Origin of the sequence: Phyllobacterium sp. YR620 (assembly GCF_900104165.1) — a bacterium.
Taxonomy (GTDB): domain Bacteria; phylum Pseudomonadota; class Alphaproteobacteria; order Rhizobiales; family Rhizobiaceae; genus Phyllobacterium; species Phyllobacterium pellucidum.
In genome coordinates this window covers 948,957-972,019 of the sequence record NZ_FNJP01000001.1, presented here as the reverse complement: position 1 = coordinate 972,019, position 23,063 = coordinate 948,957, and the positions used below count along the sequence as shown (strand labels likewise).

The 23,063-nt window shown below is 59.9% G+C and carries 18 protein-coding genes; 7 read left to right on the top strand and 11 right to left on the bottom strand.

The window, feature by feature from the left end:
- Positions 1-10 precede the first annotated feature (10 nt).
- On the bottom strand, positions 11-2,608 hold the full coding sequence (locus BLR72_RS04515) for a cell cycle histidine kinase CckA (RefSeq protein ID WP_091945507.1): 2,598 nt from the start codon (positions 2,606-2,608) through the stop codon (positions 11-13).
- Positions 2,609-2,931: 323 nt separating this feature from the next.
- On the opposite strand from BLR72_RS04515, the gene BLR72_RS04510 reads away from it, so the two are divergent.
- Positions 2,932-4,044 (top strand): flagellar biosynthetic protein FliO, encoded by a 1,113-nt coding sequence (locus BLR72_RS04510; protein WP_091945505.1) that lies wholly within the window; start codon positions 2,932-2,934, stop codon positions 4,042-4,044.
- A gap of 62 nt (positions 4,045-4,106) precedes the next feature.
- Here BLR72_RS04510 and dksA read toward each other — a convergent pair whose 3' ends face one another.
- Positions 4,107-4,523: an RNA polymerase-binding protein DksA gene (gene dksA / locus BLR72_RS04505; protein WP_027231664.1), complete on the bottom strand. Its 417-nt coding sequence runs from the start codon at positions 4,521-4,523 to the stop codon at positions 4,107-4,109.
- 387 nt (positions 4,524-4,910) lie between these two features.
- Here dksA and BLR72_RS04500 point away from each other — a divergent pair, with 387 nt between their 5' ends.
- The 4 genes from BLR72_RS04500 (at position 4,911) to BLR72_RS04485 (ending at position 8,716) form a co-directional block, all read left to right on the top strand.
- A complete protein-coding gene (locus BLR72_RS04500) occupies positions 4,911-5,429 on the top strand; it encodes a SixA phosphatase family protein (protein ID WP_091945502.1) in 519 nt (172 codons plus the stop codon).
- Positions 5,430-5,504: 75 nt separating this feature from the next.
- The gene (locus BLR72_RS04495) at positions 5,505-6,968 is read left to right on the top strand and encodes a YcjX family GTP-binding protein (protein WP_091945499.1); all 1,464 of its coding nucleotides are present in this window, start codon (positions 5,505-5,507) and stop codon (positions 6,966-6,968) included.
- Positions 6,965-8,047, top strand: a complete 1,083-nt coding sequence (locus BLR72_RS04490) for a YcjF family protein (RefSeq protein WP_091945497.1) — start codon at positions 6,965-6,967, stop codon at positions 8,045-8,047. The genes BLR72_RS04495 and BLR72_RS04490 overlap by 4 nt, the downstream gene beginning before the upstream one ends.
- A 132-nt stretch (positions 8,048-8,179) precedes the next feature.
- Positions 8,180-8,716 (top strand): hypothetical protein, encoded by a 537-nt coding sequence (locus tag BLR72_RS04485; RefSeq protein WP_091921960.1) that lies wholly within the window; start codon positions 8,180-8,182, stop codon positions 8,714-8,716.
- 88 nt (positions 8,717-8,804) lie between these two features.
- Here BLR72_RS04485 and folK read toward each other — a convergent pair whose 3' ends face one another.
- Positions 8,805-9,326: a 2-amino-4-hydroxy-6-hydroxymethyldihydropteridine diphosphokinase gene (gene folK / locus BLR72_RS04480; protein WP_244506613.1), complete on the bottom strand. Its 522-nt coding sequence runs from the start codon at positions 9,324-9,326 to the stop codon at positions 8,805-8,807.
- A complete protein-coding gene (gene folP, locus BLR72_RS04475) occupies positions 9,323-10,162 on the bottom strand; it encodes a dihydropteroate synthase (RefSeq protein ID WP_091945494.1) in 840 nt (279 codons plus the stop codon). The genes folK and folP overlap by 4 nt, the downstream gene beginning before the upstream one ends.
- 122 nt (positions 10,163-10,284) lie before the next feature.
- On the opposite strand from folP, the gene BLR72_RS04470 reads away from it, so the two are divergent.
- The gene (locus tag BLR72_RS04470; RefSeq protein ID WP_027231671.1) at positions 10,285-10,902 is read left to right on the top strand and encodes a DUF922 domain-containing Zn-dependent protease; all 618 of its coding nucleotides are present in this window, start codon (positions 10,285-10,287) and stop codon (positions 10,900-10,902) included.
- Between the two features lie 6 nt (positions 10,903-10,908).
- Here BLR72_RS04470 and BLR72_RS04465 read toward each other — a convergent pair whose 3' ends face one another.
- The 5 genes from BLR72_RS04465 to BLR72_RS04445 form a co-directional block, all read right to left on the bottom strand.
- On the bottom strand, positions 10,909-11,937 hold the full coding sequence (locus BLR72_RS04465) for an NAD(P)/FAD-dependent oxidoreductase (protein ID WP_027231672.1): 1,029 nt from the start codon (positions 11,935-11,937) through the stop codon (positions 10,909-10,911).
- Positions 11,938-12,125: 188 nt separating this feature from the next.
- Positions 12,126-12,446 (bottom strand): 2Fe-2S iron-sulfur cluster-binding protein, encoded by a 321-nt coding sequence (locus BLR72_RS04460; protein WP_091945491.1) that lies wholly within the window; start codon positions 12,444-12,446, stop codon positions 12,126-12,128.
- A 122-nt stretch (positions 12,447-12,568) separates the two neighbouring features.
- Complete coding sequence (locus BLR72_RS04455; RefSeq protein ID WP_091921969.1) at positions 12,569-12,940, bottom strand: Hpt domain-containing protein; 372 nt, start codon at positions 12,938-12,940, stop codon at positions 12,569-12,571.
- A gap of 429 nt (positions 12,941-13,369) precedes the next feature.
- Entirely contained in the window at positions 13,370-13,630 is a 261-nt protein-coding gene (locus BLR72_RS04450) for an acyl carrier protein (RefSeq protein ID WP_210183716.1), read from the bottom strand.
- Positions 13,631-14,132: 502 nt separating this feature from the next.
- Entirely contained in the window at positions 14,133-16,427 is a 2,295-nt protein-coding gene (locus BLR72_RS04445; protein WP_091945488.1) for an alpha/beta hydrolase family protein, read from the bottom strand.
- 427 nt (positions 16,428-16,854) lie between these two features.
- Between BLR72_RS04445 and BLR72_RS04440 the strand changes: the two genes are divergently transcribed.
- Positions 16,855-21,990, top strand: a complete 5,136-nt coding sequence (locus tag BLR72_RS04440) for an apolipoprotein A-IV repeat region-like domain-containing protein (RefSeq protein ID WP_139202493.1) — start codon at positions 16,855-16,857, stop codon at positions 21,988-21,990.
- A gap of 50 nt (positions 21,991-22,040) precedes the next feature.
- On the opposite strand, the gene BLR72_RS04435 is transcribed toward BLR72_RS04440, so the two are convergent.
- Both BLR72_RS04435 and BLR72_RS04430 read right to left on the bottom strand, forming a co-directional pair.
- Entirely contained in the window at positions 22,041-22,319 is a 279-nt protein-coding gene (locus BLR72_RS04435; protein ID WP_091945481.1) for a hypothetical protein, read from the bottom strand.
- A gap of 111 nt (positions 22,320-22,430) precedes the next feature.
- Positions 22,431-23,012, bottom strand: coding sequence for an ABC-type transport auxiliary lipoprotein family protein (locus BLR72_RS04430; protein ID WP_228018108.1), 582 nt, complete (start codon positions 23,010-23,012; stop codon positions 22,431-22,433).
- Positions 23,013-23,063: the final 51 nt, after the last annotated feature.

Here is a 23,063-nt window from a genome sequence, read left to right as displayed (position 1 = left end):
CCCTACTTCCCTACGCGCCCTCCAGCATCTCCTTGACGGCCGTCGCGAGCTGTTTCAATGAGAACGGCTTCGGCAGGAATCCGAACTTTGCGTCCTCGGGCAGATTGCGGGCAAAGGCGTCCTCGGCATATCCCGAGACGAAGATGAATTTTATGTCGCCATATTCCTTTCGTAACTCGCGCAGCAGCGTCGGCCCGTCCATTTCCGGCATCACCACGTCCGACACGATAATATCGACCTTGCCGCCCAGTTCCTTCATTACCTCCAGCGCCTCGACGCCGCTGGAAGCCTCGTGCACCGTATAGCCGCGCGACTGCAGCGCACGAAGCCCGCCCATGCGCACCGCATCCTCGTCCTCGACGAGGAGAACCGTGGCAGAGCCTGAAAGGTCGGTAGCCTTCTCCGCCTTCTTCTCGCGCTTCGGCGCTTCGGCGGCGATAACCTCGCCATCGGCATTGACGGTCGAGGCCTGCTTCTCCTCCACATAGCGCGGTAGGAATATTCGGAAGATCGTGCCCTTGCCGGGTTCGGATTCGCAGTGGATCGAACCGCCGGTCTGCTTGATGATGCCGTAGACCATGGAAAGGCCGAGGCCCGTCCCCTTGCCCACCTCTTTTGTGGTGAAGAACGGCTCGAAGATCTTGGCGATGACCTCCGGCGGCATGCCGGTGCCGCTGTCTGCAACCTCGACCAGCACGTAGTCCCCCGGAACGAGATCGCGGTAATTGAGCTCGGCAGATTCGGCCTCGCCGACATTGCGGGTGCGGATGATGAGGTCGCCGCCATCCGGCATCGCATCGCGTGCATTGACCGTCAGGTTGACGACCACCTGCTCGAACTGGCCGAGATCGGCCCGTACCGGCCAAAGGTCTCGGCCGTGCTCGATCTTGAGGTTTACTTGCGTGCCGGCAAGCCGCGTCAGCAGCATGCGCACATCGGCAATCACGTCGGTGAGGTTGAGAACCTCCGGCCGCAGGGTCTGACGGCGCGAGAAAGCGAGAAGCTGGCGCACCAGCGATGCGGCGCGGTTGGCATTCTGCTTGATGTTCATGATGTCGGCGAAGGACGGATCGGACGCGCGGTGATTGGACAGGAGCAGGTCCGACGACATGATGATGGCGGTCAGCACATTGTTGAAATCGTGGGCGATACCGCCGGCCAACTGGCCCACGGCCTGCATTTTCTGGCTCTGGGCCATCGTGGCCTCGAGTGCCTTTTGTTCCGTCGTCTCCACCACCGAAACGATAGCGGCTTCCTCGGCGCCGTCCTCCGATCCCGCATCGAACACCGGGCTGATGTAGAAACGCAAATGGCGTTCCTCATTGCCTGGAACGACCGTATCGACAGGCGAAATCTCGGCCTGACCGGCAAATGCAGCCGCAAGTGCCCGGTCAAAGGCTTCGCGGTCGCGCTCGTGCACCACAGTCTCCAGCGGGATGCGCCGGTCGATGTCGTCACGGTCGACGATGGGCGCGAAAAGACCGAGGAACCGCGCATTGGTACGCAGAATCTTGCCTGTGGCATCGACGGCGGCAATTGCCATCGACGCGGAATTGAAGAAGCGCGTGAACCTCACTTCCGCTGCGCGCAACGCGGCCGAGTTGTCCTCGCCCTCGGCGCGATTGAGAACGATTGTGCGGCTCGGGCCCCGCCTTCCGTCGCGCTGCACCTGCACGCGATGGTAAAAACGCACGGCGAGACTCTGGCCGTTGGCCTTGGCAAGGTCGAGGTCAATCACGGTATTGCGGCTGGTGCCGGGCTCGGTCTTGACCGCATTGATCAGCGCCATGCCATTGCCGGCGACGATCTCGCGAACCATCATCGATCCCGGCGTAAACCGCGTCAGATCGACGCCGAGCCATTCGGCGAGCGTCGCGTTGATGTAGATGATGCGACCGTCAGGATCGGCCGAGAAGAAACCGGCAGGCGCATGGTCGAGATGGTCGATCGCTTCCTGAATGTCTTGGAAATAGCGTTCCTGCTCGGCGCGCTCGGCCGAAATATCGGCGATCTGCCAGGCATAGACCGGAGCGGTCTGGTCAGGAATGCCGGCGACCGGGCGCGCCTTGATGCGGTACCAGGTCGGGACCGGTTCGCGCGACGGATCGAGAGGACGCGACAGCCTGAGTTCTTCCTGCCCGGAAATCCCGTCGCGCACGGCATTGGCGAGACGGTAGATGGGATCTGAGGCGGCAGCTTCACCGGAAAGAATATGCTCGATCGGGCGAACATCATTGGAGTTGGTGACACCCGTCAATTGAGCATAGGCGCGGTTTGCGTAGACGATGCGCCCCTTCTGGTCGCAAACGACGGTGCCTTCGGGCAGCGTATCGACAAAGGCGCGTGTCAGCTCGTCGCTCGTGCCACGCGGGGTAAACTGGATGACGTTGATCGCCGAGCCGAAAAGATAGAATACGCCGGTCATGGCCAGCGTGCCGAGCAGTCCAAGAAGGAACTGTTGCCCCAACTGGTCCCGGTAAATGAAGTAGAGGATCGAAACGCCGACGAGCAGCACACCGAGGATGACGAGACGCAGACCCGCCTTGTTCGACTTGGTATTCGCAATGATCGGTTCTGGATAAAGATCGCTGTTCGTTTCTTGAGACATGCGTCTCAAACCCCTTTTTACCTCACAATCGCCGCCACAACCCTGGCTGCGCTGTCTCGCTTCGAATCGTTTGGATCATATCTTTTCGGCGCTATAAACCCTATCTTTCAAATGCAGGGCGTTCGTCCACTACTCGTTGGCTGACTGCCGATTCCATATCGCCGCCGGGCGAATGCTTCCGGCTAATGATTTATCCCAGGGTAGACTGACGGCATCAGGGTTGCGGCGGGCATTGGCTCGCACTAGTGTCACGCAAAGTATTGCGTGGAATCCCATGTCGGGGAACAGGTTTTGGGCTCGCAGACCTTAAAGGAGAGTTCGTCATGAACGCTTGGCTCGCCCCTATCGTCGGTGACACAGCCGCCCCCATTGTCGGTTTTGTCCTGCTGTTCCTCCTGGTGATCCTGCTGTTGCTGATCGTTTTCGCCATCTTGCGGCGCGCAACCGGCGGAACCTTCGTCGCCGGCGGCCGCAACAGGCAGGTGCGCCTCTCCGTCACTGACGCAGCAGCCGTCGACAATCGCCGGCGTCTCGTGCTCGTACGGCGCGACGATGTGGAACATCTCATCCTGATCGGCGGCCCGAGCGACGTTGTCATCGAGCAGAATATCCGCCAGTTCGCAAAGCAGCCATCGCGCAACGAAACAATAGCACCGCCGGTTTCTGCGCCCGCGGCCGAGGTTAAGCGCCCAGCGGCGGTGGATGAACCGCAGCCGGAGCCGATTGCTCCGATCGCCGCCCCGGAACCGGTCGCGCTCGTCGCGGCGCCCGCCCCGTCACGTCCGGCGGCGCCAACCGCACAGGCCGCGCCGCAAATCCCCTTGCGCCCTGCACCGCCCCAACAGCGTCCGGTCGCGCCGCAGCGGGATTTGCGTCTCGCCGAACCACCGAAGCATGCGCCGGCCGCCGTTCCCGTTCCTCCGCTGCCCGCCGCTGCTGGAGCCGCTCGCGTCGCAACGGTTGCGACGGCAGTAGAGGCCCCATCCTTCGCCGCACCAGCCGTCGAGACGCCAGTCGTTAGTGAGCCTGCGGCCGAAAACGGCGTCTGGCCTCGCGTCATGCGGCAGGCATCCGCCCCGCAAACGCCAGCGCCGAAGATGGAATCGCCTTCGCCCGCACCCGCAAGCGAGCGCCCTTCGGAACCGCGCACGACCACCGCCGCAGCTTTTCCCTTTGCCGTGCGCAATGAACCCGCCTCGGCTGCGCCTGCACCTTCGGCCTATAAGGAACCGACGCTCGAAAACGTCGGCCCTGCCGAGACGGTGGAGCCCGACGTGACCCTCGGCGAGATCGACTTCTCCGAGGCCTTCGAGGCGGATCTTGAAAGCGAGCTCAACATTGCACCCGGCAAGGACGAGGCGCCCAGGAAAGCCGACAATATCGAGGACGAGATGGAGCGTCTCCTTGGCGAACTCTCCAAGCCGGAAAAACGATAGACCGTATAAAAACGAAAGGCCCGGAAAACCGGGCCTTTCTCTGGTGCTTTGATTTTCTCCGCTCAGTCGTCGCGGTAAACTTTCTCGCGTCGTTCGTGACGTTCCTGAGCTTCGATAGAAAGCGTTGCAATCGGCCGTGCATCAAGACGCTTCAGGCTGATCGGATCCCCGGTCTCCTCGCAAAAGCCGTAGGTTCCGTCGTCGATACGCTGCAAAGCGGCGTCGATCTTCGAGATGAGTTTGCGCTGGCGGTCACGGGCGCGCAACTCGATGGCGCGGTCAGTTTCGGACGAGGCGCGATCGGCTATGTCCGGCAGGTTGGCGTTTTCCTGCTGCAGGATCTCAAGCGTTTCGCGCGCCTCCCGCAGAATGTCGTTTTTCCAGTTGATGAGTTTTTCACGAAAATAGGATTTCTGCCGATCACTCATGAAGGGCTCGTCATCCGTGGGCTTGTAGTCAAGATCGATCAGTTCATTCATCTTTGAATCACCCTGCACCTATGAGACGCGAGGAGGCCTATATAGGTCGTGTCACATGGGCACACAACTACAAAAAGACATGTAAATCGCAGAAACAAATGGCAGGAATTTGCTCAATTTATTGGCAAAATTGGCAGGATGTTCGAATTTTCTGCACCGAAATGATTGGTTTTCGGGGCCAAACGCGGCCTTTTATAGCTCTTACACTCTACTGGGAGTTGTAGCTTGCACTCCCAAAACGCATGCAGCACAGAATTTCCGCAGACGCCTTTTGCACAATTATTTGATTATTTTGACATTTGCGCCACAGCTGAATCCAGCAATTGCGTCTTTTGAAGAAGCGTGCAACCACTTCTAAAGGGCATCATAGCGCTGGGAAATCGATAGATGAGTCAGGTCTTTTTGTTGCGGCATGCAAAAGCGCTCTGGCCCTCGGCCGGTCAGAAGGACTTTGACCGTGCACTCGATATTGCCGGCATCGAAGCTGCCAAGGTCGTCGGCGAGGAGCTGAAGAGGTCTGGATTTCGGCCCGAAATCGTCCTGTGTTCACCTGCAATCCGGGCACGGCAAACTCTTGAATATATCGCTCTCGAACCACCCTTTATCGTTGAAGACGCCGAAAAGCTCTACTCGGGCGGCGCCGATGGCTACCTTTTGAGCGTGCGCATGGCCGGCCTCGAACACGAAACCGCCAATTCCGTCATGCTTGTCGGCCACAATCCCATGATGGAGGAGCTTGCGATCGCGCTCATAGACCAGGCAAAATCACCGGCACACCCTGACCTGGTATCGGGTTTCCCCACCGCCGGCCTCGCCGTCATCAGTTTCGACGCCCCTCTCGCCGAAATTAACCCGGGAACCGGTATGCTTCAGGCGTTCTTCTCACCCGCCGAACACCACCTCTGAGATGTCAATTCCTTGCCATCGACCGGGCTTCGTCCCATATGGCTGAAACTGTGACCGCGCCATGGGACGATAGAATTGGGAACATTGACGACATTTACCGACGAAGCCAAAATTGCGCTCGATACATTGGCCGACCGGACCAGTGCGCTCGTTTCGCCGTCGCTCCGCCTCGGCGTAACCGGCCTTTCGCGTGCCGGCAAGACAGTCTTCATCACCGCCCTCGTCCACAATCTGATCCATGGCGGCCGGTTGCCGCTGTTCGAAGCGCAGAAATCCGGACGCATCGCCCGCGCCTATCTGGAGGAGCAGCCGGATGATGCCGTACCGCGCTTCCAATATGAAGAACACTTGAAGGCGCTGATCGACGACCGCATATGGCCGGAATCGACGCGAGCCATTTCTGAACTCCGTTTGACGATCGAATATGAATCCGCCTCGATGTGGAATCGCATGTTTTCGGGCGGTAAGCTCTCGGTCGATATCGTCGACTACCCGGGCGAGTGGCTGCTCGACCTGCCGCTTCTCGGTAAATCCTACAGCGAGTTTTCGAGGGATTCCTTTGAGTTGGCTCAACTCGCCAGTCACCGCGATGTCGCAACCGATTGGCTCCAGGAGGCAGCCGGCGCCGAGGCCGATGGCCCGGCCGATGAAATGCTGGCGCAGAAGCTGGCGAAAAGCTTCACCGCCTATCTAAAGGCCGGCAAGGCGGACGAACGTGCGCTTTCGACCCTGCCGCCCGGCCGTTTCCTGATGCCGGGCGATCTCGACGGTTCGCCTGCACTTACCTTCGCGCCGCTTCCCGGCCTTGCCGATGGCAAGCATCGACCCGGGACACTCGCCGCCATGATGGAGCGCCGCTACGAGGCCTACAAGACCCATGTCGTCAAGCCGTTCTTCCGCGAACATATCGCCCGCCTCGACCGCCAGATCGTTCTCGTCGATGCCATGCAGGCCATGAACGCCGGTGCGGCCGCGGTCGCGGATCTCGAAAGAGCGTTGACGGAAATTCTCTCATGCTTTCGCCCTGGCAGCACAAACTTCCTGACGGGACTGGTGCAGCGGCGCATCAGCCGCATCCTCGTTGCCGCAACCAAGGCCGACCATCTCCACCATGAAAGCCACGACCGGCTTCAGGCCATCGTGCGCCGCCTCGTCGACCGCGCGGTGAGCCGGGCCGATTTTTCGGGTGCGAGCGTCGATGTGCTCGCCATGGCCGCCGTTCGCACGACGCGCGAGGCAACCGTGACCCAAGGCAGGGAGGTATTGCCCGTGATCGTCGGTACGCCCTTGAAGGGCGAGACGATCAATGGCGAGACATTCGACGGCAAGACTGAAACTGCCATATTTCCCGGTGACTTGCCGGCAAAACCGGATTCGATCTTTGAAGTTCCGGACCGCCCCACCGACGATCCGGCCATTCGCTTCGTTCGCTTCCGGCCCCCCAAGCTTGAACGCACCGCCGAGGGTATAACACTGTCGCTGCCGCATATCCGGCTCGATCGCGCCCTACAGTTCCTCATCGGAGATCGCCTCGCATGACGGACCAGAACTCGCGCAAGCCCGCAGCCTTCCGCCTCGACCCAGCACCTGCAGCGGAAACACGGCACGCTGCCAGCGCGCCGAAATCACAGGTGCGCCGCCCGACAGCGATCAAGGATGTTGCGGTAATAACGCCGGCTGCTGTCGATGTTTTCGACGCCGATGACGCCGTTGCCAATGAACTCGACGCGCTGACGCCGCCGCCTGCCCTTGCCCGCAAGTCGCGCTTTTCTTTCGCATCGCTCTTCACCGGCGCACTCGGCATCCTGGTATCGCTTGCTCTGGGTTTATGGGCCGACAATCTTATCCGCACCTTGTTTGAACGGGCGCCCTGGCTCGGATGGCTGGCGCTTGCCGTTGCTTTCCTTGCGGCATTTGCACTTGTGGCAATCGTCCTGCGCGAAGGTCTCGCCTTGCGCCGGCTGGCGTCCGTGCAGCATTTGCGCGAAGAGGCAGCGAAAGCCGCCGAGGGCAATGACAGCCGCGCAGCAAAGGCCGTCGTCGGCAAGCTCGTCGCGATCGCCGAGACATTGCCACCCACTGCGAAGGGCCGCGCGCTGCTCCACGATCTGCGCGACGAGGTCATCGATGGTCGCGACCTGATCCGCCTCAGCGAAACCGAGTTGCTGCGCCCGCTCGACCGCCAGGCACGTGACATGATCCTTGCTGCCGCCAAGCGCGTCTCCATCGTCACCGCGGTCAGTCCGCGCGCTCTGGTCGATATCGGCTACGTCGTGTTCGAATCCGCGAGGTTGATCCGGCGCCTGTCGGAACTTTATGGCGGCAGGCCCGGCACGCTCGGCTTTCTGCGACTGACGCGCAATGTGATCGCGCACCTTGCCGTCACCGGTACCGTTGCCATGGGCGACTCGATCATCCAGCAATTGGTCGGCCATGGGCTTGCCGCAAAACTTTCCGCGCGCCTCGGCGAAGGTGTGATCAACGGCCTGATGACGGCGCGCATCGGCATTTCGGCAATGGATCTGGTGCGGCCATTTCCCTTCAATGCCGAACGGCGCCCGAATATAGGCGATTTTATCGGAGATTTGGCCCGTATTGGCGGAACGAAAAAGGAATAGTGCCACGTTCGCCAATTATTGGTTGCAATCTTCGTCGCGACACGTTTTCTGTGGACGGCAACTTTCCGTTAACCATTCCGGACCATGATCGCCCCACGTACCTATTCCAATGATTTGTGTTGAGTCCCGCCGATGAAGAGAAGCGCAACAGCCGCTGCCCTGTCCCTGTTCGCCTGCGCGCTTCTCGCGCCGCCGGCGCATGCGAGGGACAACGATGCCGAGTTCTTCCGCACGGTCGAGGGTCAATGGACCGGACCGGGCGAGATCGTCGCCGGTAAATACAAGGGCACGAAATTCACCTGCACCCTTGACGGAACAACGCCGGCAGAAAAGCCGGGCATGACGCTCGACGGCAGCTGCCGCGTCGGCATCTTCAACCAGCCGATGAAGGCGACGGTCATCCGCTCCGGCAATAGCTACAAGGGCACATTCCTTGACGGCTCCGCCGGCAAGGGCCTCGATATCACTGGCGGCAATGTCGCCGGCGACCGCGTCGTTCTTTCGATCAGCCGAAAGCAGCTCACCGGCGCGATGCAGGCAAAATTCACCAGCGACAACACGATGAACGTGACGATATCCGTTCGCCTTGAAGACCAGCTTATTCCGGTAGTCGGGGTTTCCTTGAAGCGCGTCGATTCGGTGGCTGTCGGAAGTATCGCAAAGAACTGAACCTTCGGCCCTCTTTCGCGTACCCAGAACCTCCCCTTCTCCATCACCTCACGTTTGCCACGGGCTGGCTTGGGATAACGGAGGCGCCTTAAGCCCCTTCGCGCCACCAGCCCGAATCGCCCAGCGCTTCCTCCACCCCGGCCTTGTCGCAACGGGCTAGCCAGTGCGACACGGGCTTGCCAGCAACCACCAGACCCGGGGCGATATCGGCGAGCGGGACGAGCACGAAGGCCCGCTCGGTCATGCGCGGATGCGGCAGAACCAGGGTCGGACTCGCGAAAGTCTCGAATCCGGCATAGGCAAGCACGTCAATATCGATGATGCGCGGTCCCCAGCGCTCGATGCGTTCGCGCTTCATCTCTTTCTCGATGTCGAGGCAGGTCGCAAGCAGCGCCTCTGGCTCCAGCGCGGTCAAAACCTCGGCGCAGGCATTATGGAACCAGGCCTGGTCGGTCTTGCCCCAGGGCGGCGTTTTGTAAACCGGCGAAACAGCGACGACATCCGTATCCTCGCGTCCATCAAGCGCACGCAGCGCCTGCGCCATGGCCGCCACAGGGTCGCCGATATTGCCGCCGAGGCCAAGCCAGGCCTTGTGCATGGGTTGCTTCATCGGCGTTCCCGCCGGGTAGCAAGCATCGCATCGGCAAGCGCGAGGGCGCTACGATTCATTGCCACATTGTGCACGCGGAAAATATCGCCGCCGGCGAGGCGAAGCATAGCCGAAGATGCGGCCGTCGCGACGTCGCGCTGCTCCCCCTCGCCGCCGGACGTTGCGCCGAGGAAACGCTTGCGCGACGTTCCGGCAAGGAACGGATAGCCGAATGCCGCAAGTTCGGCGAACCGGTCCATAAGCGCGATGTTTTCCGCGGTGTCCTTGGCAAAGCCGAAACCGGGATCAAGGACGATCTGCTCGCGGGCAACGCCGGCAAGCTTGGCGATTTCGAGCGAGCGATTGAGAAACGCGAACTGGTCGACGATGACGTCTGGATCGCGCTCGCGTTCGCGCCCTGTATGCATGATGACGAGACCCGCGCCCGTCTCGGCGGCAAGGTCGGCGATGGCAGGCTCCCGCTGGACGCCCCACACATCGTTGACGATATGGGCGCCCGCGCGAACGGCAAGCCGCGCCGTCTCTTCGCGATAAGTATCGACGGAGATGATGACGTCGCTCTCCTTCACGAGGGCCTCGATGACCGGCAGAACCCGCGACTGCTCCACATGCGGTTCTACTCGCGTTGCGCCCGGGCGGGTCGATTCGCCGCCGACATCGATGATATCGGCGCCTTCGGCAATCATCTGCCGGGCTCCGGCAAGCGCCTGGTCCAAGGAATAGTGCTGGCCGCCATCGGAAAAGGAATCCGGCGTAACGTTGAGGACGCCCATGATCAGCGCGCGGTTCCCAAGCGTTAGCGTGCGGCCATGCCCGAGCTTCCAATTCCAATCCATCGCCTTACTCCCTTCACATTCCCCTGTTTTTGAACAGAACGCGCACGGCGTCAATTCATCCGCAATGTTTTTGACGATAGGGTCTGGATCGGGCAGACTTGGCCGGAACACAGGAACAGATCATGCGTATTTTTGCTAAAGCTGCAGCGTTTGCCACAGCGATCGTCCTTGCAGCACAGCCTGCCAACGCAGCGACCGTCCTGCGCAGCTATGAATACTTCAACCTGAACGGCAAGACGGCGGCGGATCTCGACCGCGAGCTATACCGCCGCGGGCCGGTCCTGCAGAAAACCGGGCAGCGCCATCCGGGCATGACCAAGATGCGCTTCGAAAGCCGCATCAAGTACGGCTCCAATGGCAAGACCTGTCGTGTGGTAGATGCGACGATCATCGTCCACGCGCATGTCTACCTGCCCCGCTGGGCGCAGCGGCGCACCGCGCCGGCCGATCTTGCGATGATCTGGGACACACTGTCAGCCGATATCAAGCGGCACGAGGAAAGCCACATCTCCATTGCCCGCACCGCGGCAGGCAATATGGAACGCCAGATCGAAGCGCTACCCTGGCGCAGCGACTGCGCAACATTGAAGAACGATATCAGCACGCTGACCGCGAAACTTATGAAGCAGCACGACCTTGCCCAGGTGCAGTTCGACAAGGTCGAGGCCCTCAATTTCGAGGACCGCTTCGGGCGGCTATTAAGCTACCGCCTGATCCGCGAGTTCGGCAAGACGCCGTAACCGGGCCTAGTTGGCGACGCCGAGTTTCTTTTGCAGACTTGTCGATGATGTCGTGTACTGGAAGACGATCCGCTCGCCCGGGCTGACAATGTGCTTTGCCGCCTGTGTCATCAGGGCGGCTTCGTGGAAGCCGGAAAGGATGAGCTTCAGCTTGCCCGGATACCAGTTGATATCGCCGATGGCGAAGATGCCCGGTTCCGACGTCTCAAAGTTCTCTACATTCACCGGAATGAGATTCTCATGCAGATTAAGCCCCCAATCGGCAATCGGTCCGAGTTTCATCGTCAGTCCGAAGAACGGCAGCATGCGCGTGACCGGAATATCGATTTCGCCTTCGCTGCCCTTGATCGTCGCATGGCTGAGTTGCCCGTCCTCGCCTTTGAGCCCTGATACCTGCCCAAGCTCAAAGCGGACGCTGCCGCTTTCGACGAGTTCGAACATCTTCTTGACGCTGTCGGGCGCTGCGCGAAATTCCGCGCGGCGATGCACGACGGTCAGGCTTCGTGCAATCGGCTGCAGGTTGAGCGCCCAGTCGAGCGCGGAGTCGCCGCCGCCGACGATGAGGATATCCTGGTCGCGGAACTCCTCCATCCGGCGCACCGAATAGAACACGCTCTTGCCCTCATAGGCTTCGATGCCGGGAACTGGCGGGCGCTTGGGCTGGAATGAGCCACCACCGGCCGCGATCACGACCACCTTGGCCTCGAAGACCTCGCCCTCGTCGGTTTCGACATGAAAACCGCCGTCGGCCTGACGCTCCAGCTTCGTAACCATCCGGTTGAAATGGAATTGCGGCGAGAAGGGCTTGATCTGCTCCATGAGCTTTTCGGTGAGATCATGGCCGCTGATGATAGGCCAGGCCGGGATGTCATAGATCGGCTTTTCCGGATAGAGCTCGGCGCACTGGCCGCCCGGACGATCGAGAATGTCGATGAGGTGGCATTTCAGGTCATAAAGGCCAAGCTCGAACACCGCGAAAAGACCGACGGGGCCGGCGCCAATGATGACAATATCGGTTTTGATAACTTCGCTCATCGAAAATTCCTCACGCCAGAAGGTTCTGTATGCCGTGCAGACGAAATTGGGATCTTGGCTGGTGCATACGGGACGCACGGGCTGCACAGCGCGTAGCGACTGCATTCACCAAGGTCAAGTGAGTGCATCCTCGCCCACCCGCAAAATGGCGCGCCGAGCAGCGATTTTAATCCATCGATGAGAAAATATCAGGCCTGCCGCTCGGGAACATGCACCACGAGACCGTCGAGATCGTCGGATACGCGGATCTGGCAGGACAGGCGCGAATTGGGGCGCACATCATAGGCGAAGTCGAGCATGTCTTCTTCCATGGCTTCCGGTTCGCCCGCAATGGCCGTCCACTCTTCATCGACGTAGACGTGGCACGTGGCGCAGGCACAGGCGCCACCGCATTCCGCATCGATGCCCGGCACCGCATTGCGGATCGCATTCTCCATCACGGTCGAGCCGTTTTCTGCGTCCGTTTCGAACCGTGCGCCATCAAAAGTGACAAATGTGATTTTTGCCATAGCATGCCCCAAGCAGGAAATTTTATCGCTGACATAGGGATTTGGGGCGGGAAGTCAATTGCACTCCCTGACGCAGCCCGAGCACGCGCGGCACCGGGCAACGTTATGTCGGAAGCTACGCCTCAACGGGTAATGGCAGCGATATAGTCGCGCACGTCGTCGATGATGGGCCGCAGTTCCTTGAGCTTGCTCAGGTCGGCCGGCGCATATTCGATGGCTTCAGCCACGTCGGCAACGCCGAAAGCGCCGATGATGCGGGCCGAACCCTTGAGCGACTTTGCAAGCCGTGCACGCTCGTCCGGTGTCGCATGGGCGAGCCGATCGACAATGCTGCTGGTCTGGCGGGAAAAGAGGCCGAGAATTTCGGTCTCCAGCGTGCGGTCGCCGAAAGTCTCGCGGGTCAGGTGAACGAGGTCGATCGGTCGTTTGCGCGAAGGGAGCGATTGCTCTCCGCCCGGCAATGCGAATGCCATCGATGCCGCCTGTTGTGCCATTGCTACTCTCCAGAACACGTTTACGAATGAACGAACAAGTTTCATCAAATTGCGCTGATTCAAGGTTAAAACTTGGCAATCGCCGGGCGTTTTGAGGATTATGGTGAACGTTCGGTAAATTTTGATGTTCTGCTGAAATTTGGGCTGCCTTCGTTTATCGACGTGGTGCGGATGTCCGCGCCCAGTGTTCTTGATTAATATGCGATTGAAAATGCGCATCCCGCCTCGGGGTATGCCCGAAGCGGGATGCGTGACTTCATATGCGCTATTTCCGGGCAGATAGTGACAGCGACGCATCCCGGCTGAAGTTTTGCAGCCGGATATCGGCGACCGCCTTGCACCTTTACCCTGGAAAGCTGAACCTCAGCGGCTTCATCCCGGACATAGCGTAGGCAGGTAGCCCTGCCCGTTCAAAACCGCACTGTAAGATCAGGCTGGATTGAACGTCTTGTAGAGGTAGTTGACGACATCCTCATAGCGATAAAACTTCGTAGAATCCTCATCTGCGATTTTGATTCCGAACTCCTTTTCGTATCCGTTTAACAATACCGCGAGGTCGGCTTGATCGGCGCGAAGGTCATCGATGAATTTCGATTCCGGCTTGATCTGGTCATTGGTGACATTGAGTATGTCCATGACCACTTTGCGTGTCCGCTCGTCGATTTCAGCCATGCCTATAGGTGCTACCATTTTTCACTCCCTGGGTTTGGCCGCACTGGCCGGTTGGCCTGCCCGCGACGGCGGGCAGGCTTCTCTGCGATCTGCACGAAGCTTCGCGAGAAAACTGTGGTGGATATCGAATCAGAAGTAAGGGGACTGTATCCCCGGCACTATCAACAAGAATTATAGTTTGCGTCAGGCATTGTGACCTTTCCATTACTGGAAGGAACGCCGACAGCCATCGATTCACCCGGTGTGTTTAGTTGTCAAACACCAATCTAATCACAACTATACGTTGAGCTTACCTGATTGTAAATATATTGGATTGGAAATTCTCCTCCGCGCAGGCCATCCCGCATGGTTTGCGGCGCCATGCTCAAAACGGGTGATCGCATGGGAATTCCCCAATCGCTTCGGCGGCAGGGTCTGCGGGCGCCAATGCGATAACGTCGCCTCAGCAGGAATGAAGTTTGTGAAAGGTGCATCCCGCCTCGGGCAATGCCCGAAGCGGGATGCACGGCTTTAAAATGGGCTACTTCCGGGCGAGTGCCGCCGGCGGCGTCTCCCGGCTGAAGTTCTGCAACTCGATATCGGTAATGGCCACCTTGCCGCTCTCCCTGGGGAAAGTCAGTTTCAGTTCCTTCAGCCCGGTCGTATCGACGCCGCCGAACGCCTTGAGCGGGATCGCCACCATATTGAGTAGCACTTTCATCCGCCCAGTTATGAAAGGCCTATCGCGGGGATCGTCGGTCATCGGCAGTCCGCTCTCCATTTTGCGCGGAGCATTATAGAGCGCGTCGGTGAAAGCGCTTGCGGCAACCGTGGCTGTCTTGCCGCTCTTGTCAGTCAGCGTCACGTTGATTTCCTGTCCGGCGGGACGCACGACCCCAATGCGGAATGTCAACGTATCATAGGGCTTGGCGGAAATATTCTTCATGTCCGTCGCAATCGTCGCGTTGGGTTTTGTCCAGGCAAGCTCGAGATGATCGGCGATCGAATACAGCGTAATAGCAAATGCGTCCAGCGGGGTGCAGACCGTTTCTCCCGAACCGTCCAATTCCATCGGACAAGAGCTGGCCGCATCAAAACCGCTCAAGCTGAAACTGCCGCCAAGTTCATTGCGCTCCATACTGCCACTGCGCTCGAAGCGTTGAATGAGCTTGCGCTTGTCGACACCTTTCTGCACGCTCAGGGCAACCCATTCATCGCATGGACCGTCGGTGAAGGGGCAGGCGGCATTCGGCAGGCGCGCCGCCGCGTTCCAGTAGGCGGCAAATTTCTGCTCGCCGCCTACATGGTAGCGCATGAACGAGCTGATCAGGAAATTGCCGCTGCGCCGCTGATTGTCCTGGCTCAAACGGATGCCGTCCTGCCTGGATGCGTCGCAATATTGTGGCAATTCGCCGGGGAAATAAGAATGTGCTTGATCGTCACGCGTCCATACGGTGTTGTAGTAATTATGGTTGGCGCCCTTGACCATGATCTGGTAGCGCGGCGCCATATCGCTGGCGGGTCCGAAGCGATTGTGATCGTAGGCAAATGCCCCTTGAAGATCGCGCACATCACCATCACAGCCGGGCAGCAGAACGGCAAGCGGCACATTGTTGATGCCGCGATTCCCATCAAAATCGGTCGGAGCCAGCATAAAGGCGCCCTTGAAGTCATAGGGCTTTACGCTCTCGCGCCCGGCGGCATAGAAGAGATTGTATTCCTTGACGGCCGCCGCGAATTTATCGTCATCGATCTCGGCCGGGGCCGCGGCGACCCCTGGGCTCCTTGGAGTCCCCGGAGTGGCTTCGGTTGCCGGTTTGACCGCTTCAAGCAAGTCAGGATAATAACCCTTAAAGAGATCAGGATGGGCGATCAATGACGCGCGCAAATCGTCCTCGGTTACCCCAAGGCGGGTCTGGTTGAACTTAATGGCATAAGAGACGCCCTGTCCGCCGCGCGAATGGCCCATGATGCCGATACGGTCGAAATCGAGCTTGTCTTTCAGCCCATCGAGCGGGCCGGGCTCATTGTCTGAACCGACCTGGCCGGATGCATCGATCTGGCGCAGCCGGTCGAGCGTACCCAATATGAGCTGCGCCCGCGACTGACTGGAGCTATCTCCATCGATCGGGCTGCCGCCATTAATCCAGTTGGCGTCGATCGAAACCACGACATAACCATGCGCCGCCAGATCCTGAGCCATATAATCATAACCCTCATAACTCGGGTCCTCGTTCGAATGATTGCCGTGCAGAAAGACGATGATCGGAAAGCGGTCTGTCGGTGCGGCTGAAGTCAGCGGCGTCGGATAGCGCACCTGGCCCCTGATTGGCGTAACGAAAACCACATCGTCGCTGGCCGTGGCAGTCTCATAACTAACAAAGAGATCATCCCGTCCAGCTGTCGAGGCCACCAGATTGCCGAGGTCATATTGAAGGATGGGCGAAGGCTTAAATTTGGCGCCACCAACCGTATCGGGCGCGATTTCGGTAAACCGGGCCACCTTTTCTTCTTGAGCGGGCGTCACTATTTGCGCGTCGGTTGGCCCGGTGAGCGGAATCGCCTCGCCGCCACCCGATTGCGGAGCGAGCGGCTCCGTTCCCGGGACGACGGTGACGGTGCCGACGACCGGCCCTTGCGGCAGCCCGGGTTTTGCGGTCTCGGTCTGGGTCGAGGCGGCGGTGATTTCGAAGGTCGAGGCCACGACTGCGGGTTCGCCCGTTTGCTCTGCCGACCCGGGCGCTTCCGAATCGCCCTCGCTGCACGCCGATAGAAATATCATCATCATGCCAGCAATGAGCTTTTTTTGTGCAATATGCTTTGTTTTATATGTCATCCAGTTTCACCCCAATATGGCGATGTGCGTTTAAAAATGAATCAAACATGGAGTTTGCCGATTAAGCATCCGGCAGACTTTGTTGGCGCATCCCACGAAGCAATTTTCATGCCAAAGAGGGCGAGGCCCGGCTGCTTTTGAACAACCAAGCCTTGTGAGGAATTGAATCGACACCGCTGTTGCTCGGATCGAAGCTATCCAAAACGAAAGGGGCGCAGGGAGGCGGACTGGCCTTGGGCTGCCAGCACCTGACGCCATAAATTTTAGCGGTGCCACCTTCCCGTTAACCTTGTGTTTAAACTTTTAAGCATTTGCCGAATCCGTTGTTTCTTTCCAATCCATGTGTCAGTACGATAAAGTAGCGGCGTAATGAGTATGGCGCGGGGGACTTCGCATGTGGTCAACCGCCCAATATTGTGAGGTAAACATGGCCACAGCCCCTAGAAGCAAAGCAGCCAAGACCGAAGACGAACTCGGCCAAGCTCTTGAAAAGGCGCTAGAAATCGATTTCGACGAATCGACGCTCGGCATGGATATGGATCTGTCGCCGATCGACGATGATCTTTTGTCCTTGAGCGACCTCGAAGCCCAGATTTCGCAGGCGGCGCAGGAGTTGGCGGCTGAAAAGCACAATTTGACGCCGGAAGCCGAACCCGTGCTGGTGGCTGAAACCAAACCTGCCCCTGCTCCCGTTGCCCCTGCCGCAAATGTTGCACCGCTTCCTGCACCAAAGCCGCAGATCAAGGCCGCGAACCCCATTCCCGCAGCGCCGCCCGCCCCGCCCAAGGCGCCTGCCGTGCCGTCGCAGACTTTCAAGCCGGCAAATGATGACCTGTTGCAAAAGGCCAAAGCTGCCCGCGCCTCGACGCCCGCCGCACAGATGCCGCGCTCTTATGCGCTGCCCACCACAATCGTCAGCGTATTGTGGGCCGCAGGCGTGCTCGCCGTAGGCAATGCGTTCTTCCCGGGGCTGCGCTCGATCCGCTCATTGTCCGACTTTGCCGCTGCTCCATATGCAATCGGCCTTGCCGTCGCGATCATCGTACCGATCATGCTGTTCTGGGCCTTTGCCCTCATGGTGCGCCGCGCGCAGGAAATGCAGTATGCAGCGCGCTCGATGGCAGAAGCCGCCATGCGCCTGTCAGAGCCGGAAATGCTCTCATCCGATCGCGTCGCGTCACTCGGTCAGGCTGTACGCCGCGAAGTTGCCGCGATGAGCGAAGGCGTCGAGCGCACCTTGGCACGCGCCGTCGAACTTGAGACGCTGGTCCAGACCGAGGTTAACCAGCTCGAACGCGTCTATACGGACAATGAATATCGCATCCGCACCCTCGTCGACCGTCTCGGCGGCGAACGCGAATCCGTCATCGGCCATGCCGAGCGCGTACGCGCCTCGATTTCGAGCGCGCACGAACAGCTCAAGGAAGAGTTGTCGCTCGCCGGCGATGCGCTGCGCGACAACATCGCCAATGCTTCGACAAACCTCACAATGTCGATCAGCCAGTCCGGCGAAGGCCTTATCGATCGGCTTACCCAGAGCGGCCAGGCGATCACGGAGTCCATCGTTTCGCGCTCCGACGATATCTCGCACAAGATCAGCACATCGGGCGAAGCCTTTGCGAATCTTCTGGAAATGCGCATCGCTGCGCTTTCGGAGCAGACCGACGCGGTAAGTCTCAAGCTCGCCGACACCCTGGATGGACGGACCAGCAGCATGTTGTCGCTGCTCGGCGACGCAACGCAGACGCTGGTCGGCGAATTCGACAATCGCCTTGCCGGTCTCGACGCGACCATCAACGAACGCGGCCGCTCGCTGTTGGCTGAGTTCGAAACCCGCGCCCAGTCGCTCGATACGAGCACCGAACGCCTCAATTCCGCGCTCGAGGCGCGTGCCCGCCAGATCAACGAACAGTTGATCGAGCGCACGCGCGACATCGCCAAGACCTTCACGGATGGGCGCGCCTCCATCGACGGCATCGTCGACGAAACCAAGGCGAAGATCGGCAACGACCTGTCGAGCCTTTCAGAATCGGTCGGCAGCCTGCTTTCGACCAATGCAAATGCCTTTGCGGACCGCCTCGCCGAAAATCGCGAAGCGCTCGCTGCCACGCTTTCGGGCGAAACCGAACGCGCAGCCTCGATCATCCGCGAACAGGCGGGTCAGATCGGCGACCACACGTCCAATCTGCGTTCGATCCTCGAAACGAGCACCGCCGCCATTGGACAGATCATCGACAGTCACGCTGGCTCCCTCGAAGAGCGCACCTCCGGGCTGCGCGCAGCCCTCGACGACAATGACGCCCGTATCGGCGCCACGCTCGAACAGCACGCCAAGGCGATCGAGGACCGCACGTCCGGCATGCACGCCGCGTTCTCGGATACGGATGCCAAGATTCGGGAGACCCTCGAAGAGCACGCACGTACCATCGACCTGCGCAGTTCGACCATCGAGGCCGCGATCAACGCCAACGATTCCCGTATCGGCCAGACGCTCGACGCCCATGCCAAGATCATCGACGATCGCACATCCGGCATGCGCGCTGCCTTCGTCGACACGCATTCGAAGATCGCGCAGACCCTCGACCATCACGCCAAGAGCCTCGACGAGCGCAACCGTGAAATCCAGATCGCCCTTTCGAGCAGCGACATCAAGCTCGGCGACACGCTGGCAGCGCATACCCAGGCGATCGATGCGCGCAATGCCGAGATCCAGACCACCCTGCTCAATAGCGGTGCACGCATCGACGATACGCTCGGCGGCTTCATCGACTCTGTCGACGATCGCACCAATCGTATCGAATCTGCCCTCGTCAACAGCGATGCGCGGATCAGCGATGTGCTCAATACCCATGCGAGCGCGATCGAGGACCGCACGTCTGGTATCGAGCAGGCTCTGAGCCATAGCGACGAGCGCATCAACCGCACGCTTGCCTCCCACGCCTCGTCCCTCGATGCCCGCGCCGCGGACATCCAGGCCGCGCTGGACAGCACGCATTCGCGCATTGGCGATACGCTTGCCAATCATGCCAGCGATATCGAAGAGCGTACCGTCCGTATCCGTTCGGTGCTCGACGGCAGCAACAATGCCATCGGCAACACCCTCTCCTCGCACATCGCCTCGCTCGAAGAACGCGCATCGGATATCCGCTCGCTCCTCGACAGCAGCAACAATGCCATCGGCGATACGCTTGCCTCGCATATCGGCGCTCTCGAGGCGCGCACCTCCGATATCCGCTCGGTGCTGGACAACAGCAACAATGCAATCGGCAACACGCTCTCGTCGCATATCGGCGCCCTTGAGGCACGTACGGCCGATATCCGTTCCGTGCTCGACGGCAGCAACGGCCAGATCAACGACACGCTTGCCTCGCATGTCGGCGCACTTGAAGAACGGGCGGCGGCGATCCGCGCGCTTCTCGCCGACAGCGACACGCGCATTGGCGATACGTTGAATGCCCATGCAGGCATGCTCGATGACCGCATCGCCTCGATCCGTGCAGCCATGGAACAGGGCAATTCGCTGCTCGGCCAGACCCTGGACGACAAGGCGAGCACGATCAGTGACCGCACGATTGCGCTGCAGGCTGTCTTGCAGGACAGCGCGGACGTTCTCGCCAAGGCCTTCGAAACGCACGGCGGAACCATCGACGAGCGCACCAACACCATGGAGAACGCGCTTTCCATGGGTGTCGAGAACGTGCGCAAGTCGCTCGAACAGAGTGCCTCCGTCGTGGCACGCACGCTGCGTGACAAGATCACCGATGCCGCTGCATCGCTCACCGGCGAAGCGCAGAAGGCAGGAGAAGCTCTCGACGGTCACGGCGAGGCATTCAGCCAGCGCATGAACGAGAGCCTTGCCGAAACCGAGCGTCGTCTTGGTGAGCGGGCCCGCGAAGCTGCGGCCAATCTCGAAGCTCTGGAAGCCCGCTTCTCGGCAGCCACGGATTCGACCGCATCGAAGCTCGCCGAAAGCACCCGCGAACTCAACGAGGTTCTCGCCGCCCGTTCGCAGGAGATACTCGGCATCCTCGACAATACGGCTCAGCCGCTGGTCGACAGCCTTGCCGACAATGGCCGCACCCTTGCCTCGCAGCTTGTCGAAGCGACAACTGCAGCAACGGAACGCCTGCGCGTCGAGAATGCCGCGCTTATCAATGCGATCGCCAGCCGCACGGCCGAAACGATCACGGCCGTTCAGGCCGCGAAGGCCGGCCTTACCGACGACGTAAGCAACCTCATCGACCGTCTATCCGCTTCCAACGCGAAGCTTGGCGAACTCATCGACATGGCCACCAAGAACCTGGGCGATATCGATGGCCGCTTGCTCGACACGACCACGGCCTTTGCCGAGAATGCGACCAAGGCGGCAGAGTCCTTCCAGACGTCGACACGCCTTATCGACGGCAATCTTGGCAAGCTCTCGAACCTCTCGGAGTCGACGCTCACCGACATCGCCTCGATCGCCAAGCGCTTTGACGAGCATGGCAAGATGCTGAACTCGGCTTCCGAGTTGATCAATGCGTCGCAATCAAACCTCGCCTCGACCTTCGACGAGCGCCAGGACGCATTGCAGAAGCTTGCGGCCGGCCTCATCTCCAAGTCGGAAAGCATCGAGAAGACCATGCGTTCGTTCGAAACGCTCGTCTCCTCCGCCTTCGACCGCGCCGAAGGCCGCGCCTCGCAGACCACCGAGCAAATCCGCAATTCGATTTCCGAAGTGGTGGAACAGGCATCGCAGAAGTTTGCGACCGCAACGGACGAAATCCGCCGCTCCTCCGCGGCAATCCGCGCGGAACTCGAAGAGACCCGCTCCGAACTGCAGCGCGGCGTCATGGATATGCCGGAAGAGGCCAAGCAATCGACCGCCCAGATGCGCAAGGCCGTTTCCGAACAGATCAACGCGCTCAAGGAACTCTCTGAAATCGTTCAGAAGTCGGGTCGCCTGACCGATGTTGGTGAAGGCCGCGCCGCACGCACGGCGACCGCTGGTCGGACAACGGCAACCGTCGCCCCGCAGCCGCAACGCACCCCTCCGGCACCCGCGGCCCAGCCAGCGCCTGCCCCTGCTGCACCGCCTCTGCGCGGCAGCCTCGACGCGCGCGCTGCTGCGCCCCGCCCTGCCGGCAATGGCTGGGTTTCGGATCTCCTCCGCCGCGCTTCGAGCGATGAAGGCCCGTCCGAGCCAAAGGCGAAGGCAACGGAAACGCGGTCTCCCGGCCAGGTCGTGGAATCGCTGAACTCGTTGTCCATCGATATCACTCGCGCCATCGACCACGAAGCGTCCGTGGAACTCTGGCAGCGTTACCGTGCTGGCGAGCGCAACGTCTTTACCCGCCGCCTCTATACGCTGAAGGGCCAGCAGACCTTTGACGAGATCAAGCGCAAGTATCAGGCCGACAGCGAGTTCCGCCGTGCCGTCGATCGTTACATGGACGATTTCGAGCGCCTGCTCGAAGATGTCAGCCGCAACGACCGCGACAATGTCACAACGCAGAATTACCTGACGTCCGATACCGGCAAGGTCTATACGATGCTGGCGCATGCGAGTAACCGCCTGCGCTAAAGTGGCGGATAAAGTGGAAACAATAAAAACGCGGCTCTCGGGCCGCGTTTTTATTGGATCGTCCGATCTTTATTCTGCAATTTCTGCACTACTGAACCAAGCTTTTCGCGCAAGGCATCTGCGTCGCCCGAGAGCCTGCGGTTCGCATCGGAAAACCGCCCCACCCGCTCCCGCTCGCTATCGAGACTGTGCTGCAGGTCGGCAACCTTCCGTTCGAAGCCGGCAATCAGTTCGCGGCTTTCGGCGTGTATTTCGGTCTTGCCGGCAGTGCGGCCCGCGAAGAACGAGCAGGTTATCGCGGTCGATCCCGCAACCGCCAGAAATACCATCTGCGTTACGGATAGATGCCTGACAATTTGTAAAAACGATTGCTGGCGATACATCGGCAATCCAATTTAAAAACAACTGCTGGGCTCAAATGCATTCGTAAGTTCGAAAAATTAAATGACCGACAGCGTCCATGAGACAACATCGGACGTCACATTATCAAAGGCGCGGTCGAGGGCAGAAATGTAGGCATCGTTGCCCGGTCCGCTGACGGGCGAGGACGATCGGAAAACCCGTGATGCGCGCACAGTGCCGTTCTTGTCGTTCAGGATTCTGATGGCGATTTCGACCACGGCATTGTTGCCGCGCTCGACATCGATATCGAAGGTGCGGACTTCGCTGAGCACCTGATAGTCGATGGCAAGGCCATCGCCCGGACGCCCGACGCCGCCTAGACGGTGCGTGCTTTCAAAAGCCTGGACAAAGCGCGACTGGACGATGCTCGGGAGTCGGTCCGCCCATTGCGCACCCTTCAAATAGGAAATCGAATGCGGACCTGAGCGCACGACGACGTTTTCGCCATCTAGCGCTTTCAGCGCCGATGGCGCAGCGATGAGAATCTGCCTGCCTTGCTTGCGCGAGGCCGATACGGCAGGCGACGGGCTGGAGAGATCGAACGTGTCAAGTTTCTTGCTGCTGGCGCAGCCAGAAACGGACAAGGCAATAAGTAACGCGGGAACGGTCCTGAAACTCACCAATGCCCCCCAACGAAGCAAAACGAACTGTAAATATCTATTAACCTTCAT